Annotated in this window: 14 protein-coding genes; 7 read left to right on the forward strand and 7 right to left on the reverse strand. The window is 57.0% G+C overall.

The features are described from left to right. Positions 1–64 precede the first annotated feature (64 nt). Positions 65–1,369 (forward strand): aminotransferase class I/II-fold pyridoxal phosphate-dependent enzyme, encoded by a 1,305-nt coding sequence (locus tag LOC70_RS16305; protein ID WP_230255054.1) that lies wholly within the window; start codon positions 65–67, stop codon positions 1,367–1,369. A 73-nt stretch (positions 1,370–1,442) separates the two neighbouring features. Then, positions 1,443–1,988, forward strand: a complete 546-nt coding sequence (locus tag LOC70_RS16310; RefSeq protein ID WP_230255055.1) for a DUF2760 domain-containing protein — start codon at positions 1,443–1,445, stop codon at positions 1,986–1,988. Positions 1,989–2,039: 51 nt separating this feature from the next. On the opposite strand, the gene fusA is transcribed toward LOC70_RS16310, so the two are convergent. From fusA to rpsL, 3 genes are all read right to left on the reverse strand, one after another. Further along, entirely contained in the window at positions 2,040–4,133 is a 2,094-nt protein-coding gene (fusA, locus tag LOC70_RS16315; RefSeq protein ID WP_230255056.1) for an elongation factor G, read from the reverse strand. 140 nt (positions 4,134–4,273) lie between these two features. Then, complete coding sequence (gene rpsG / locus LOC70_RS16320; RefSeq protein WP_230255057.1) at positions 4,274–4,747, reverse strand: 30S ribosomal protein S7; 474 nt, start codon at positions 4,745–4,747, stop codon at positions 4,274–4,276. Positions 4,748–4,819: 72 nt separating this feature from the next. Further along, on the reverse strand, positions 4,820–5,185 hold the full coding sequence (gene rpsL / locus LOC70_RS16325; protein WP_007326865.1) for a 30S ribosomal protein S12: 366 nt from the start codon (positions 5,183–5,185) through the stop codon (positions 4,820–4,822). 481 nt (positions 5,186–5,666) lie between these two features. On the opposite strand from rpsL, the gene LOC70_RS16330 reads away from it, so the two are divergent. Beyond that, positions 5,667–6,569, forward strand: coding sequence for a DUF72 domain-containing protein (locus LOC70_RS16330; protein ID WP_230255058.1), 903 nt, complete (start codon positions 5,667–5,669; stop codon positions 6,567–6,569). Between the two features lie 76 nt (positions 6,570–6,645). Next, positions 6,646–7,434 (forward strand): enoyl-CoA hydratase/isomerase family protein, encoded by a 789-nt coding sequence (locus tag LOC70_RS16335; RefSeq protein ID WP_230255059.1) that lies wholly within the window; start codon positions 6,646–6,648, stop codon positions 7,432–7,434. Positions 7,435–7,463: 29 nt separating this feature from the next. Here the strand turns inward: LOC70_RS16335 and trmB are convergent, their stop codons facing one another. Continuing rightward, on the reverse strand, positions 7,464–8,126 hold the full coding sequence (gene trmB, locus LOC70_RS16340; protein WP_230255060.1) for a tRNA (guanosine(46)-N7)-methyltransferase TrmB: 663 nt from the start codon (positions 8,124–8,126) through the stop codon (positions 7,464–7,466). A gap of 134 nt (positions 8,127–8,260) precedes the next feature. Here trmB and hemE point away from each other — a divergent pair, with 134 nt between their 5' ends. From hemE to LOC70_RS16355, 3 genes are all read left to right on the forward strand, one after another. After that, a complete protein-coding gene (hemE, locus tag LOC70_RS16345) occupies positions 8,261–10,273 on the forward strand; it encodes a uroporphyrinogen decarboxylase (RefSeq protein ID WP_230255061.1) in 2,013 nt (670 codons plus the stop codon). Next, on the forward strand, positions 10,270–11,337 hold the full coding sequence (locus LOC70_RS16350; protein ID WP_230255062.1) for a hypothetical protein: 1,068 nt from the start codon (positions 10,270–10,272) through the stop codon (positions 11,335–11,337). Before hemE ends, LOC70_RS16350 begins: the two co-directional genes overlap by 4 nt. Positions 11,338–11,461: 124 nt before the next feature. Next, entirely contained in the window at positions 11,462–11,854 is a 393-nt protein-coding gene (locus LOC70_RS16355) for a GxxExxY protein (protein WP_230255063.1), read from the forward strand. Positions 11,855–12,002: 148 nt separating this feature from the next. Here LOC70_RS16355 and LOC70_RS16360 read toward each other — a convergent pair whose 3' ends face one another. The 3 genes from LOC70_RS16360 to LOC70_RS16370 form a co-directional block, all read right to left on the reverse strand. Continuing rightward, positions 12,003–14,732 carry a serine/threonine protein kinase gene (locus LOC70_RS16360; RefSeq protein WP_230255064.1) on the reverse strand — a complete coding sequence of 910 codons (2,730 nt, stop codon included), beginning with the start codon at positions 14,730–14,732 and terminating at the stop codon, positions 12,003–12,005. A 69-nt stretch (positions 14,733–14,801) separates the two neighbouring features. Then, the gene (locus LOC70_RS16365; protein WP_230255065.1) at positions 14,802–15,389 is read right to left on the reverse strand and encodes an RNA polymerase sigma factor; all 588 of its coding nucleotides are present in this window, start codon (positions 15,387–15,389) and stop codon (positions 14,802–14,804) included. A 110-nt stretch (positions 15,390–15,499) separates the two neighbouring features. Continuing rightward, positions 15,500–17,062: a TIGR04222 domain-containing membrane protein gene (locus LOC70_RS16370; RefSeq protein WP_230255066.1), complete on the reverse strand. Its 1,563-nt coding sequence runs from the start codon at positions 17,060–17,062 to the stop codon at positions 15,500–15,502. Positions 17,063–17,166 lie beyond the last annotated feature (104 nt).

Consider the following 17,166-nt stretch of genomic DNA (forward strand, 5'->3'; position numbering starts at 1 on the left):
TGCCGGTCTGGATTTGGCCGGCTGATTTCGTTCGTTTCTTGTTTGCATTCACCCGGCGTCCATTATGAGTGACACCTTCGATCCCGATACGCCCAACATCGATGCTCCCGCAATCGATTCTCCAACCACCGATCCTGAACCGGCGGAGTTTGAAGTGAAGATGGCGTCACGCGTGGATCGGTTGCCGCCCTACATGTTTGGTCGGATCAACAACCTGCTGTATCAAAAGCGTCGCGCCGGCGATGACGTGATTGATTTGGGGATGGGGAATCCTTCGGATCCGCCAGATCCGGTCGTGATTCAGAAGTTGGCGGATGCGGCGGCCGATACCGGCAATCACGGTTACAGCAAGTCCAACGGAATCACGAACCTGCGACGCGAAGTGGCCGGTAAGTATCACCGGAAATACGGCGTTCGTTTGGATCCGGAGAGCGAGATCATCGCGTGTTTGGGGAGCAAGGAGGGTTTCTCGCACATGTGCTTGGCTTTGATGGGGCCTGGTGATACCGCGATCATTCCTTCGCCTTATTTTCCCGTGCACATGTACGGTGTCATTCTTGCGTCGGGCAATGTCGTGGCCTTGGATGTCGCCGATCCAGATAAGTTTCTTCGAAACGTGGCCTACACCTGCGAAAACCTGACACCGCGGCCGAAGGTTTTGATCGTCAATTATCCGCACAATCCATCTTCAGCCGTGATCGAAGCGGACTTCTTTGTGGAGGTCGTTCGGTTGGCAAAGAAGTACGGGCTGATGGTCATTCACGACTTCGCATACGCCGATGTTGCGTTCGATGGCTATGTGCCTCCGAGTTTCTTGTCGGCTCCCGGGGCCAAGGATGTCGGGGTCGAGTTCACGACCATGAGTAAGGGCTACAACATGGCCGGTTGGCGAGTTGGTTTTTGTGCCGGCAATGCCGATATGGTGCGAGGCCTCGGAACCATCAAGGGCTACTACGATTACGGCATGTTCCAGGCGGTCCAGATTGCTGCGATTGTTGCCTTGCGTGAAACGGAGGCGACCGTGCTGCAGCAATCCGAGATCTATCAAGGTCGTCGAGACACGTTGGTGAGCGGTTTGCGTCGCCTTGGATGGAATGTCAATCCGCCGAAGGCTGGCATGTTTGTCTGGGCGGAGGTACCGGAGCCTTGGAAAAGCGAGATGAGCACCATGGACTTCGCGATGAAGTTGCTAGAAGAGGGCAACGTGGCGGTCAGTCCTGGTAGCGGCTTTGGTGCTGCGGGCGAAGGCTATCTGCGGATGTCATTGGTTGAAAACGAGCACCGTTTGCGCCAGGCGGTTCGCCAGATTGGAAAGTGTCTGTCTGCGGACAGGAAGGGCGCTGGGCCCATGGCGTCGTCTGCTTCTTGATCCGTTGTTGCTGTCTGCTTGGCGGCGTTGGTTGTCCTTTGTGTGTTTGCTTTGTTCTTGAGGTTGCTTCGCGATGCGTTTGGGTTTGGCTCTGAGAGCGTTTTGGAAGGCTTTGTTTGAGCCGAAGGTCGCTGAGCGAGTGGCGTTGGCTCTGGATGGGCCTGGTTCGCTCGGCGCAGGTTCCGCGGCGCCGGAGGTTGCGGCAGAGCAAAAGCCTGTGGTGGCAGCCAAGCCCAGATCGGCTCAAAGCGAAGCGATTGCTCTGTTAGCGGCGCTCCAGCGAGACGCTCGCTTTGTGGATTTGATCCAAGAGGATCTGGATCGATTTTCGGATGAGCAGATCGGTGCAGCGGCGCGGCCCTGTTTGAAGGCATGTCGGCAAACGCTCGATCGTTTGGTCGCAATCAAGCCATTGGTCGATGCCGCGGATGGCGATGTGATTGCCGTGGATGAAACGGCGTCGGCTGCTCGGGTGCGTTGGGTGGGCGAGTCCTCCGGTGCATCGCAGGCCAAGTTGGTTCGCAAGGGCTGGGAGGCCACCAAGGTGCAGTTGCCGGCTTGGTCAGGAAGCGACGATGACGCGAAGGTGATCTCGCCGAATCAAGTCGAGGCGGTTTGATTCGGTCGGCTTCGTGGTCGCTGCGTTCGGTCGTACTGGGTGGCTGAGCGCTCAGTACTGAAAGCTATCGGCGTCTTCTTTGGGGGCGGCTTGATACCCGTGAGGTTCCATGCTGCTTCCCGCTCGGCCTTGGCTCAGGCTTCGTACCGCACCTGAGTAACCAAACATTTCTTTCAGCGGTGCGTGTGCGGTGATCACCGTCATCGCTCCGCGGCTTTCGGTGGATGCGATGATGGCGCGGCGTTGCTGTAGGTCGCCAACGATCTCGCCCATGTAGTCTTCTGGTGTCGTGACTTCGACTCGCATGACCGGCTCCAGCAGAACCGGCCCGGCGGCTTGCAGGCCGCTTTCGAAAGCGTCGCCGGCGGCAATTCGGAAGGCGACTTCGTCGCTGCCTTCTTCCGCCATTTCGGCATCGAGGACATCGATCCGCACTCCTGACAGCGGGAAACCGGCGATCATGCCGCCGCCTTCGGCTCGTTCGCGAAGTTCATCGATCGCGGCGCTGCGGACGGCGTTGGGCAATCCGATTTCGGGCGAAAGGCGATCGAAAACGACCACCGGGTCCGATGGGTTTGGCGTGGGGCTGACCTTCACTTTCAGCCGGGCGAACATCTGAGTGGCCCCAACCACGCGATTGCACTGGCCGGTGAGTTCCGCTTCGCCGCCGATGGTTTCGCGGTAATTGACGCGAGGCTTGTAGAACTTGACGTTCAGGCCAAAGTCGCGGGTTAGCCGGTGTTGGATCACTTCCAAGTGGAGTTCGCCCATGCCGCTGATGATCGTTTGTCCGATTTCTTCGTTGTCCACCGCTCGGAACGTTGGGTCTTGGCGGCGGAGCATGTCCAGGGTTTCTTCGAGCTTCTTGCGGTCGGAGGTGCTTTCGGGCTCAATGGCCATCGACAACACGGTCTCGGCGAACTTGATGCTCGGCAATTCGATCAGCTCTTTGGTGTCGCAGACGGTATCACCGGTGATCGCGAATCGCGGTCCGATCACGCAGCAAATGTCGCCCGCACCGACCGATTCCACTTGCCCGTCGCGGTCTTTTTTGGTGGCGTGAATCTGCCAAATCTGTGCAACGTTCTCTTTTTTGTCTCGGTTTGGGCAGTGCACCCGAGAGTTTTGCTTGAGCTCGCCGCTGTAAATTCGGATCCAGTAGTTGTCGCCGGTTTTGGCTGGCAAAATCTTGAAGACCAGTCCGCAAAAAGGCTCTTTGGAGTCTGGGTTTCGCGAGAGCGTCTTGTCTGGCTTTTTGGGGTCGTGCCCTTCCACGGCCGGGCGGTCCAACGGGCTTGGCAGGTAATTGCCGACGCCGGTCATCAGCGGCTGGACGCCGATTCCGTGCAATGCTGATCCGCAGAAGACGGGTTGGATGCTGCGGTCCAGGCAGCCTTGCCGAAGTGCGGCCACAACCATGTCGCGGGGCACTTCTTGGTCTTCCATCGCCAGCGCCATGGCGTCTTCGCTGATCTCGTAGACGGCCTCCATCATTTGTTCGCGCCATAGTGCCGCGTCATCCGCCAATTCGTCGGGGATGTCGGTTTCAGTGATCTGTTTGCCTTCCGTTTCGGGGTCGAACTGAAGAAGCTTCATATCGACCAAGTCAATCACGCCGCGAAACGGGTTGTCCACGTGTGCGGGGCCTTCGCCAACGGGCAGTTCCACGGCGACCGGGCGGCCACCCAGGCGGGGTCCGATGTCATTGAATACCGTTTCAAAGCTCGCGCCTTCGCGGTCCATTTTGTTGATGAAGACGATGCGGGGGACTTCGTAGCGATCGGCCTGTCGCCACACGGTTTCGCTTTGAGCTTCGACGCCTTCGCGAGCCGAGAAGACCACCACCGCGCCGTCGAGGACTCGTAGGCAGCGTTCAACTTCGGCGGTGAAGTCAACGTGGCCGGGGGTGTCCAGCAAGTTGATGTTGTAGTCGCCCCAGGAGTACTTCACGCAGGCGCTGAAAATGGTGATCCCGCGTTCCTGTTCTTCCGGGTCGTCGTCAGTGTCCGTTGTGCCGTGGTCCACTCGGCCGACGCGATGTTTGGCGCCGCTGAGGTAAAGCATTCGCTCGGTGACCGTCGTCTTGCCCGCATCGATGTGGGCGATGATGCCAATGTTGCGAATCTTGGATATGTCGGCGGCCATGGTGGGTGATGCGTAGGGAAGCTTGTTGGGGCGGGCGCAAGAAAAAATCGCGATCCGGCGGAACCGAATCGCGACTCATTGTGAACATTCGTGGGCAGTGCGCGTAGCGGCTGAAAATCAATTCAGTCGTTCGCGGTGGATCACCAAGCGAAGTGAGCGAACGCTTTGTTGGCGTCGGCCATGCGGTGTGTGTTTTCGCGTTTGGTGTATGCGGCGCCTTCTTTCTTGTAAGCGGCCAGCAACTCGTCGGCCAGCTTCAAAGCCATTGGGCGGCCCTTCTTGTCGCGGACAGCAGCCAGGACCCAGCGAATTGCCAAGCTCTGTTGGCGTGCTTTGTTGACCTGCATTGGGACTTGGTAGCTAGCACCACCGACCCGCTTGCTGCGGACTTCGATGTAAGGCTTCACGTTTTCCAAGGCAGCTTCAAAAACTTCGATCGGAGCTTCTTCGCCTTCGTGACGCTTGCTGATTTCTTCCAGGGCATCGTAGAAGACTCGCTGAGCGGTGGTCTTCTTTCCGTCCAGCATCAAGCAATTGATGAACTTGCTAGCCAGCAACGAGTGGTGCCGCGGGTCGCCTTTGAGTTGCGAGCGGCTGGAAGTGATGCGTCCCATGAAAGTCTGATCGGGCTACGAAGGGAAATGGATGGTTTGAAAAGGCGGAAACCGGGAAAGTAAGCGTCGAGCTTACTTTTTGGCTCCGTAACGGCTGCGAGACTGCTTGCGGCCATCGACGCCCAATGCGTCGCGAGATCCGCGAACGACTTGGTAGCGGACACCGGGCAAGTCGCGAACACGACCACCGCGAACAAGCACGATCGAGTGCTCTTGCAGGTTGTGGCCTTCGCCGGGGATGTAAACGGTGACTTCTTTGCCGTTGCTCAATCGAACCCGGGTGATCTTCCGCAAAGCCGAGTTCGGCTTCTTAGGGGTCATGGTCCGGACTTGCAGGCAGACACCCTGTTTCTGAGGGCATTTCTCGAGAACCGGCGACTTGCTCTGGCTCTTTTTCTGCTTCCGGTTCTTTCGGACGAGTTGATTGATCGTTGGCATGAAAACAATGCAATTGAACGGTGGTGTGTCGCGGCACGCAATTTGGGCCGAGATTTTTGCAAGCGGCGAAGTATGGCGGCTGTGCCGTTTCTGTCAAGGCCGAATTGCGTGTGGAAACGCAATCTCCTGGCCCGTGACTGGCGCCGGGCGTTTCCATCGACCGACAGAGGAGCATTTCTTCGTCCCGTCAAGGTCCTGACGCCCGTCTGGACGGTTCCATCAGTCAGAATGTCTCCGCCCAAAACGACGCGAAACGCATGGTGTTGGAAGGATTCTTTTTCGTCTGCTGTCGCTATCTTCCCCAGCTTTCTTGCGATCGGCAACCCGATTTCATGGGGAAAGCGTAGCGTTGTAGAACCTTGGTTGCCTGAAGGTGATGCCGCTTGATGTTTTACGTCGACGTTGGTTGTGTGATCCGATTCGGAACGGACGGCGTTCTCTCCATCTTTCTCTTCCCGCTCATCTTTTCGAGCCTGCAATCGTGAATCGCCCTCCTGATCCGTTCGTCTCCCCATGCTGGCCGGTCGCCGTCGGGGCGCCGGTGTGGGGCTGCGACGGATGGGCGGAAATGGTTTATCCAACCAAGACGCCTCGCAAAGATTGGTTGGCTTGGTACACGCGGACGCTGAACACCGTCGAGGGCAACAGCACGTTTTATGCGGTGCCCGGCGAGGCGACTTTTCGCGGCTGGGCGGAGCAGGCGGCCGAAGGATTTGAGTTTTGTTTCAAGTTTCCTCGGCGTATCTCGCACGACAGCATGCTGCAGCACTGTGACGACGAGGTACGCGAATTTCTGTCGCGGTTGAGGGTGATCGCCAAGGCCGAGCGTTTGGGGCCAACTTTTCTGCAATTGGGCCCCAGCTTTGCACCGGATCGCTTGCCCGTGCTGGCTCGGTTTCTGAGGCGTTTGCCACGCGAGTTGCCTTGGGCGGTTGAGCTTCGGCATCACGATTGGTTCGATTCGGCCGACAACGAATCTCGCGTGAATGATCTTCTGCGGGACCTTGGGATCGACAAGGTGACGTTTGACAGTCGACCGCTGTTTCAGTCACCACCGGACGATGCGATTGAGGAGAAGTCGCAAGGTCGCAAGCCAAAAACACCGGTTCGTCAGACCGTGACCGCGAGCCGGCCGATGGTGAGGATCGTTGGTCGCAATCGAGTCGAAATGGCGGACTCGTTTCTGGACCAGTGGGTGCCGATTGTCATGAGGTGGCTGGAGGCGGGGCTGCGGCCGATCATTTTTACCCACACACCTGACGATCGATTGGCTCCTGAATTCGCGGCGAGGTTGCTGGCGAAATTGGCGAAGGCGATGCCCGGTGTGGACTTCACCCTGCCCCGCCCTCCACAATCTCCCGAGCAGTTGTCTCTGCTGGACTAGATTGGGCTGGATCAGGTTGTTTCAGCTCGATTCAGTCGACTGCTTCCCCACCAGCTTCTCTTTCAGGGATTCTCCCATGCAACATTTGGATGTTCGGATACACGACCATGTCGCCACGGTCTTGATCGACCGGCCGGAGAAACACGGAGCACTCAGTCCAGGTTTGCTGTTTGATCTGAATGAAGCTTTGGGCGATGTGCACCAAGAGAAGAAGGTGCGAGCCGTGATTTTGTCGTCACGCGGCGATCATTTTTGCTCGGGCGTGGACCTTCAGGTGTTCCAGCAGATCGCGGACTTGCCCGAGTCCGAACGCATGCAGCAGTGGTTCGAATACTGGCGAGCGGTGTCGGAAACTTGCGAGAAAATGCTTCGCTTTCCCAAGCCAATCATTGCCGCGGTGGATGGTGCCGCGATCGGAGCGGGCTTTGCATTGATGTTGGCCGCCGATCTGTCGGTGGCTAGCAAGCGAGCAACTTTCGCGGCCGATGCGGCTCGACGTGGTTTGGTGGGGGGAGTCACCACGGCGTTGTTGTCGTTTCGCGTCGGAGCCTCGGCCGCGGCCCGGTTGACCCTGGCCGGAGAAACAATCGATGCGGAGGAAGCCCGACGTTTGAATTTGCTTTGTCAGGGGCCGGTCGCGTCCGACCAAGTTTGGGTGGTGGCGAACGAATGGGCAAAACGGTGCAGTGAAGGTCCCGCCGAAGCCGTGCAAGCGTCCAAGCGTTTGCTCAACGAGAGTGTTGGCGAGGCGTTGCTGACTCAAATCTCTGCCGCCGCCGCTGACAGCGCGTCGGCTTGCACGACGGAATCCGCCGCCGAAGGTATTTCCGCGTTCCTCGAAAAACGCAAGCCGAGCTGGCCGTAGTTGAGCTGGCCATCGTCGGCGGGTGCTAGTCAGCTGCGTTTGCGGTAGCAGACTCGATAGACCGGAATGCCCATTTTGCGACTGCGGCGTTCAAAGTGTGTGTGGAAGTCCAGGTCGTGAGTGGATTCTCGCTGGGTTTCCGGCAGCGGCACTCCCAGCTCCGGTGCGATCTCGGCAATCAACTCGACGGTCAGCTCAAAGTAATCCAGCACGTCCGTCCAGAAGTGCAGTCTGCCCCCGACTCGCAGGCAACGGCTGAAGTTGAGAATGTTCTCGTGGCTCAGCACGCGGCGTTTCCGATGGCGTTTCTTCCACCACGGATCGGGGAAGTAAACATGGACGGCTTCGAGGGATCCGTCTTCGATTCGTTTTCCTTCTTCCGTCACGGCGAACAGCGGCGTCGCGTCCCCCGCCAGCATTTTCGCGTTGGCTCGTTCTCGTTTTGCCAATCGAGCGGCTGCATGGGCGGCGTATTTTCGAGCGATTTCGATGCCGAAGTAATTGTGTTCGGGGTGCCGATCCGATTCCGTTTGAATGAACAGCCCCTTCCCGCTGCCGACTTCAATCTCCAGCGGTTGATCGTTTCCGAACAAGGTTTGGCTGGAAAGAGTTGGTGGAAGGTCCTCCGGCGTTTTCAGCCAAGAATCCAGGTCCAAGGCAGGATTGGGTTTTCGAAGGGCGGCGCGAGGCATGCGGCAGTGGCTGTCAGGGGGAAGACGAAAGACCGTGAGCCGTCATCGTAACGCGACGTAAATTCTCTACAATCTTCCCTTGGCTTCTTTCTTCCCGCACGAATCACTTCCCCTCTTTCGGATCCGATACCCGCATGGCTGCGACGACGAACAATTTTGATGGCCTTCGCGTGGCAGCTTTGGAAAGCCGTCGTGCCGACGACATGATTCGATTGATCAGTAAATTTGGTGGGGACCCCTACGTCAGCCCGTCTATGCGAGAGGTGCCGATCGAGCCCAATCGTGCGGCCATCGATTTTGCTTACCGCATCATCACCGGCGAAATCAGCATCGTGATTTTGATGACGGGGGTCGGTTTCCGCTATTTGTTGCGAGCCACTGAAAAGCACGTCGACCAGCAACGTTTGCTGGACGCTCTCAGTGACATCACCACGATTTGCCGCGGACCCAAGCCCGTGGCGGTGATGCGTGAGTTCGGTTTGAAACCCACTCACCGAGTTCCGGAGCCCAACACTTGGCGTGAGCTGCTGCAGACCATTGACGCTGGCATTCCGATCGCGAATCAAACCATCGGGATTCAGGAATACGGTGTTAGCAACAAGCAATTGATCGCCGGCTTGGAAGCTCGCGGCGCGATCGCCGAATCGGTCAAGGTGTACGGTTGGGAGTTTCCTGAAGACACTCAGCCGCTGAAAGAAAACACACAAGCTCTCGCTCGCGGCGAACGAGACCTCTTGCTCGTCACCAGTGCTCATCAAGTTGTGAACCTGCTTCGCATGGGCGAAGACCTCGGCATCACCGACCAACTTCGCGACGGTCTTTCCAAAACCTCGATTGTTTCCATTGGTCCGACGACCAGTGACATGCTTCGTGAGCACGATCTGCGAGTCGCGATGGAGCCTTCGCACCCAAAGATGGGGCATCTCGTGAGCGAGTCGGCCCGCGAAGCGAAACGTCTCTTCAGCGAAGCCAAACGCCAGACGAACGACAACCCATCTAGCACGTCGGTCAATGTGTTGGCTGATGCCTCTGAATCTTCTCCTGCCAACAAGACGCCCATGTCAGCGATCGATGACCATCCCTCCCAATCCAGTTTGTTCATGCGCGCGTGCCGAGGCGAACCGACGCCGCGCACGCCCGTTTGGTTGATGCGTCAAGCCGGTCGGTACATGCAAGAGTATCGAGCGGTGCGTTCGCAGCAGACGTTCTTGGAGCTTTGCGCCAATCCTAAGTTGTGCAGCGAAGTGATGTGCACCGCGGTCGAAAAGTTGAACGTGGACGCCGCGATCATCTTCTCGGATCTGCTGCCGATTTTGGTTCCGATGGGCTTCGACTTGGAGTTTGTCAAAGGTGATGGGCCGGTCATTCACAATCCCGTCCGCACCGCGTCAGATGTCGACCGCGTTAAAGCTCTCGACAACCCGCAAGACCTTGGCTTTGTCTACGAAACGGTCCGCCAAACACGAGCGGACTTGCCCGAAGGCATCCCGGTGATTGGTTTCTCGGGTGCACCATTTACTTTGGCCAGCTACGCCATCGAAGGCGGCGGAAGTCGTCAGTACAGTAGCACCAAAGCGTTGATGCGGGCCGACGATGGAGGCTGGGCCGCGCTGATGGATCGGTTGACGGATGCGATCATCGTCTACCTCAATGAACAAATTGCGGCGGGAGCCCAATGCGTTCAGTTGTTTGATAGTTGGGCCGGCTGTTTGTCACCCAGTGACTACCAAGAGTTCGTGTTGCCTTGGATGAAACGCATTCTTCAAGGCGTTACCCCTGGCGTACCGCTGATTAACTTCGCGACGGGCAATCCGGAATTGCTGCCGCTCTTACGAGGCGATCGACGCACGGTGGTCGGTGTGGATTGGCGAATCGAATTGGATGTGGCTTGGAAGCGAGTTGGGCATGACATCTCGGTGCAAGGGAACCTCGATCCGTCGGTGTTGCTGACCGACCCCAAAACCATTCGTTCGGCCGTTCAACAATTGCTGAATAAAGCCGGCGGACGTCCCGGGCACATTTTCAATTTGGGCCACGGTGTCTTGCAGCAAACGCCGGTCGAGAACGCCATCGAACTGGTGAAGGCGGTTCAAGAATTGTCTGTGCGTGATGATTGGTCGGACGACACGGAGGGAGCGGATTCGTGAGCGAATCGTCCCGTGTTGTCTGTCCGCTCTGTCCGTTGCACTGCGACGATGTACTCGTTGCGTCGGACGGCAAGGTGTCCGAGCCAGCTTGTGCAGCGAAAAAGTTTACAACGCTCGACTCGCAAACAGAACGAATTAGCGGGGTGAACCTGCGGCAGATCGCATCCACGGGAAAGCCCATTCGCGTGATCACAACCGGCGTGGATTTGGTGGCGGCTCGGCAATTGGTCCAGTGGCAGCAAGAAGGAACGGTCGATGTGAAATTGGAATCCGATCCTTCGGTGCGAGCGATCGGAACCGTCACGCGACGAGATGGCATTGTCTCGGCGACCTTGTCCGAGTTGGTCACGCACGCGGATTTGGTTTGGCTCATCGGAGACGCCCAAACAGAATGGCCGCGTTTTGAAGATCGCATTCGCTTGGATCAACCCGTTCCGAATGGCTCGGGAAAGACTCGAGTCGTGAAACGCTGGGAACGTTGGACAGCGGATTTTGCCGGACGAATGCATCACGCGATTGAGCATCCGAACGATGATTCGATCGAGTCGGAATTCCAATCGCGAGCGAACGATTTTCGTAGCAGCGAGTACGCCGCGGTGGTGATCGCACCCGGTGCGTTCGATCCGGAAGAGGCCGAAATGACCGCCGCGATGGTTGCTCGAATCGTTCGCCGTCGCAACGAGTCCGCGCGTTGTGTTTGTATCACGCTGGATCCCGCGAGTACGATGCGAGGTGTGCACGCATGGCAAACCAACGAGTCCTTGGCCGTCGTTGACTCCGACGAGGAATTCGCGAGTGATGCCTTCACCGTCCGTGTCGTTGGCATTGGGGAAAACCACCCACTGACGCGCCGTGTTGATCTGCAAATCGGCGGCGAAGACCCAGGTGCTGATCTTGCCAAAGCGTTCATGCCAGCGAGTCCTTGGGTGAACTCCATGGTTGTCCGAGGCGACGGATCCGTCACATTGCCACTCGAAGTGCCCGCCGCTGTGTCTGGCGAGTCATCCACTGCCATCGAGCAACTCAAAAGGGTGCTTGGAAAGACCGGTAATGCAATTTGCTAAGTTGACGTGCAGGTTGCGAGCCAATGGCACGCCAGCGAATGATCTTTCAACGAACGTTTAAGATTCGTTGGCCAGGGCTCACGCAAAATCCACAATCCTGGCAAATGTAATGGAGGGGTAGTTCATGCTCAAACAAGAAGGCTACGACCTGATGGGGGCTGCGTTTGAGGTCTACAACGAGCTTGGCTATGGAATGGCAGAGGAAATTTATCAGTCCGCTTTGGAGGTGGAACTCGGATTGAGGGAGATCCCATTTGTTGCCCAAACGGAACTAAATGTCTATTTCAAGAGGCATCTTTTGACTCCGAAGTACCGACCAGACTTGCTGGTTTTCGGAGGAATCGTGGTGGAGCTGAAGGCTCTGAAGGAACTTTGCTCTGGCCATGAGGCTCAGTTGTTCAACTACATGCGAATCTCGCGGAAGCGAGTTGGTTACCTCATCAACTTTGGAAAGCAGGGTGAGTTGGAATGGAAGCGATTCGTGATTGATGATTTGCATTCCCAACGAAGCTGTTGAGATGGTGGAGTGGGGGGGAACACTAATCTTCACTGATCGCACACTAATGGTTGTGAATTGGGGCGGATTGTCCCGGAGATGAGTGTGCGATTAGCGTCGATTAGTGTTCCTGAAACAGTCTTCGTTGGGGAGCACCAGACTGGCGCCGTCACTCGCTTTCGAATCGCTGTTTGAGGTCTTTGAGCGTCGTGAGCCAAAAGGCTTTGTCGTTGTCGGTGGTGGGTTGGAACGACGACAGATTGGGCAATGAGTTGACCAGACGCTCGAGTCGATCGTGGGCTTGTTTGGGTTCTTCGACGTGGGTGGTGTAGACGGATGCCAGGCCTTCTTGGAGGCGTTGCTGGAAATACGTCAGCGGGCGAAGCCATTCGGCGTTCTGGCTGGCTTGATATTGGCGGTCCATTTCTTGGAAGCTTCGATCGAGATGAAAGGCGATCAGGGAAGGAACTTCCGGATCGAGCGACGACAAGGTTTGGACCAACTCGTTGAGCGACGAATCGTCCATCGAGTACCAACTGAAACGCGGATGGGCCAGCGTCTCCGCTACGAATTTACGGGGCATCGTCAAACGTCCCTCTCGTTGCATTTCAATCGCGGCTTGGAAGAGTTCATTCGGTAAGAGCCAATCGGGTGTGTCAGGTGTCGTGACAACTTGTGGCGACCCACCGAATCCTCCTCCCATCCCGCCGTAGAGTCCTGTTTGTTCCGTGTACGTCCACAATGTCGTGCCCGTTTCTTGATCGATTGGTCGTTCACGATAAAGAGTGACTGCCTTTTCGACCTGCGTTTGAACGTATTCGGCGATCCATGCGGGAGGTTCAATGCGAGGACCCGCCTCTTCAATCAATCGAACCGCCGTCCCCCAAGCCAGTTGCTGGGAATGCATGGCGTCTCCAGCGGGGCTAGAGTGATACGGATCCTTCGCAGTCGCCTGAGAGGCCAGTGGTTCCAACGTCTTGCTTGCGACTCCCAATTGTTGGAGAAGAGTTTCTATTTGCGCTCGTCCAGACGGAGTTCTTCCGTTGGATCTTAAGAATTCTTCTGCAGCGTCTTGTCGCTCTGGATAGACCGTCGAGACGTACACTCCAGACAGATAGTTGTTCAGCAACAAGATGGCTGCCGTGACCGCTTGTTGATTGCCGTCGACCAAGGTTTCTCCCAACGCATCGAGTCCGGGCGTTGGGAAGTAGTTGGGATAGGTTTGGGTGAGATAGCCCATGAAACGATGATTCGGATGGGAGTGGCCGCCAAAAGAACCATTTCCTCCATCCGGAGTTTCATCGATGGTCCGACTTCCATACTGATTGGCCATCTCCAGCGTGATCCTGGCTGCTTCCGCACGTCGCGACGTGTCGCGTGACAGCAATTCGACCGCTCGCATGGCCTGGCCGATGCGTTCGATTTCTTGTTCGCGGCGAAAGACTCCCATCCAATGATCCAGGTTTTCACCCAAGTAAATTTTCTCGCTGGGGGTTGCCGAAGTGATGGTCGAGTCCGCATTCGTAGCGTTGATTGAATCGCTCTCAACAATCTCCACCTGCGTATCTTTGCCATCGCTGGTCACGATCACGGAACCGTCATTCATCTTGATTTGAATCACGACGGTTGCGAGGAGTGCAGCGGCTGTGAACCAACCCAAGGGAGCAAACCATCCAAGGTCACGTCGGCTTGAGTCGTTTGACGGCGGATCGATTGTGGCGAGCAGCGACGGTGTTGACGGCCTTTCGGGAGAAGGCGTTGCCATGGCTCGCTTGAGTAACGCTTTTAAGTTGGCGTCGCCGGACCAAGTCGCGAGTCGCTCGGCAACGATTGATCCGCTGGGACGCTGGTCGGGTTGCCGGTGCATCATCTGACCGACGAACGTTTCCAGTTCCGATTCAACCGACGGTTCCAAACGGCCCAGAGGAGGCGGAGTCGATCGATTGGAATCGCTCGTGATCGCCAACACGCGTGCCGCCAGGCCACCTTCGTTTGCATGCGGCCAGCGGCCCGAAATGAGTCGATACAGTGTTGCGCCGAGCGAATAGATGTCCGACGCCGGTTGGACTTTTCGGCTGTCAAGCAACTGTTCGGGCGACATCGCGGGCAAGGTGCCCATCAGGTGTCCCACGGTGGTCAGTCGGTCGTCGGTGGCAAGCGGATCGTCGCCCGCGAGAACCAAACCCAGGTCGAGCAGTTTGACCGTCCCATCTCGCGTCAGCATCAAGTTCGATGGCTTGATGTCACGGTGGATCAACTCTGATCCATGAACGTGGGACAGAGCCTCCGCCGCTTGGCGAGTGACCTCGCAGGCATCTGCGACGGGAAGTTTTCCCAAACGATGGGCGATCTTGCCGATGTCCATTCCATCCAAGTGTTCCATCACCAGGTAGTGCCATCCCGAATCGGTTCCCGCGTCGGTGGCTCGCACGATTCCCGGGTGTTCGAGCGCCGCGATGGTCGTCATTTCACGATTGAAACGGTCCAGCCAGCCCGGCTCGGTGACACGATGTGGCGGAAGGAGCTTGATCGCGCACTGCCGTTTCAGTCGGTTGTGACGAGCCAGGCAAACCATGCCCATGCCGCCTTGTCCGAGTTGCCCCAAGATTTCGTAAGGGCCGATCTGTTCGATGGGAATTCGAAAGGATTGTGAGATGTCGGCAGACATTAGCCGTGCGACCGCGAATTGACAGGCCGACTCCGCAAGGATGGAATCGTCGAGCGGTTGAAATGTCGCCGCTGAGTTTGGCAGTTGTGAACTGCTGGACAACTTCGACTGGCAATGTTCGCACTGATCGACGTGCTTGGATGCTGAGTCAAACTCGGCATCGGTCAAATGGCCTTCGACTAATCGGTTCAATTCGTCGAGGCTCAGGCAATCAGTGCTGGTAGCAATCATGACGGACTTTCGTTGCGAGGAGGCGATCGGACGACCACACAACGCGAGGAGCGAAACGGATTGGACACCTCAGCTAGAAAAATTATCGATTTCCTTTCGGAGCTTTTGCAAAACACGGGCTCGGGCTTTGTAAACCGTCCAGCGGCTGACGCCAAATTCTTCCGCGACGTCTGCCGGATCGTGGTCTTCCATGGTCGTCCGCCAAAACATTTGCCACGTCTTCGGATCGGTGGATTGCCGCAGGACATGAAGCATTCGGTCTTGAATTGACTTCTCATCGTCAGCAAGTTTGCTGGGAGGATCCGGTTGCTCCAGCTCAGCCAGTCGCATTGCCTCACCGTTCAGCAATTGTGGACCGCGTTGGTTGGCTCGTTGTCGGTCGCGAAGTTTGTTTCGGGCAATGGTCCACAACCAACCGCGAAACGTGGCGCCATTGCGATCCAGTTCGAATCGCGGCAGTGCCTTGGCGACCGATAGGAACGTTTCTTGCATCACGTCGGCAGCATCGGCCGACTGGACGTCACAGTGTCGGATCCATCGGTAGACAATCGGGCCGTAGACCTGGACCAACATTTGCCAGCCCTCGTCGTCACCGTACCGGGCCCGTTCCAGCAAGGATGGATGAGTTGATGGTTCCTCGATGGTGCCGGGGTTCATGAGGTGGCCTGGTGCATGGGACGAACAAGTTTGCGAGAGCCGAACCGACTTCCCGCAAGCATTCCTCTCAAGATAGCAGCCTGGTCACTCGGCAAGTGGTGGAGGCCTTTTCATCCTCCGCAACCACCACACCCTCCGCACCCGCCTCCGCAGCCCGCATCGCCCCCACCTCCGCTGAAGTCGAAACTGCTGCCTCCGTCTCCGCTGCTCCAATCAATCCATCCCGTTGAGCTGGACGCTTTTTGGGTAGCCTGGATTTCTTCCCCGTACAACATCTCGTTGGTGAAAAGTTCGGAGGGATCGGTAAGCACGTAGGCGGCGACCGCGGGACCCCAGCACGCCAGGCAGGGCAACTCATCCACATCGCCTCCGTCGGTTTGTTGGTACGATTTCGGCCCTATTTCGGGATAGCTCCGCTGCGATCGTTCTTGGACTGATTTGCCGAGGGATGTCAAACGCTCACGACCCGCCATGTGAAACGCAACCGCCAACCCAACCGTTGCGATGACCATTTCCAAAACGAGAAACCCAATTGGGCGTTCGTTTGGGATTCCCTGCAGGCACCGGAGTCCACCGACGGCCAACAAAATTCCAGCAACGCCGAAACCGCCCATTCGGAAGCGTTTGCGTTGTTCGGAGGATCTCAGCAATCCCGATTCTCGCATTTGCGATTCAGCATTGGTCGCGGTGGAATGGATCGCCACCAGCAATCGCTGGAAGGATTGTGCAGTGTTGCTGGAGGCCAGGTAGTCAGTGGTCACCTTCATCGCGCTGACAGCAACGGGATCGTCGTCGTGCTGGGCCTGCAATGCACCACGATCAAGGATGGTGAATCCATGTTGATCGCACTGGACGATGCCTCGCTTTTGCAACGCTACCAGAGTTGTTTGAAGCAATCGTTTCTTGCCTCCCGCCAGAATCGACAGTTGCCCCCAGCCAACTTTGGGAAGAGCGGACGGATTGGATGACCAACCGTTGCTGATGTGAAACCAAACCAACAAGTAGACAAAGCCAAACGCAATCGCGGCACCATACAACGCCAAGAAAGTTGGACCGTCTAAGTTAAACGGAAACAGCGCCGCGAAAGGCGTAGCTGCCAATCCCGCGATCGTGAGGTGCGATCCTTGCAATGACTTGCCGGTTAAGTTTGGCTTGGGAATCAGCCAGAACTTGCGTCGATCAATGCGAAGCGATGCGATCGATTGAGCGAAGCGTTCTTCGGTCGGCGGCCAAATCTCCACCGGGGCTTTGCCGAATGCCCGCTCATAAGATGCAAGCGTTTGTTCGTATTGGTCTTGGTAACGAACTCGTTCTTGGGAGCCACCTTTGGTCGGGCCGTGGTGAAGCGGTGATGGCAAGACTTCTTGGCACAAGTCCACCCAGTAGTTCTCGGTGTAGACCAAGTGTTGATGCCAAACTTGATCGACCGCATCCGACGGAGTCACACTGTGTCCCGCGGTGGCGGCCAGATATAAAAACCTTCGGTACTCGTCGATGCAGTGACGGGCGTGTTGGATGCTCCAATCGTTTTCCCGGGCCAATCGTTGCGAAAACGAAAGACCGCGAGTGGGCGGATTGGCGGTCCAATCCGCTGATTCGCCTCCAATCGGAAAATGAAGGATTTTCTTACACAACGCGTCATTCGTGACGTTTTCATGTGTCGTTTTCATCATTGAGTTCCTCCAACACAGAAGGGCATGTGCCCAACCCAAACGAGGCGCTCGCAAAACGGATTTTGCAGATGCCGAGTGCCCGGTGAATGCTCACCGATTCGGGA

The sequence above is a fragment of the Rhodopirellula halodulae genome (genome assembly GCF_020966775.1).
GTDB lineage: Bacteria > Planctomycetota > Planctomycetia > Pirellulales > Pirellulaceae > Rhodopirellula > Rhodopirellula halodulae.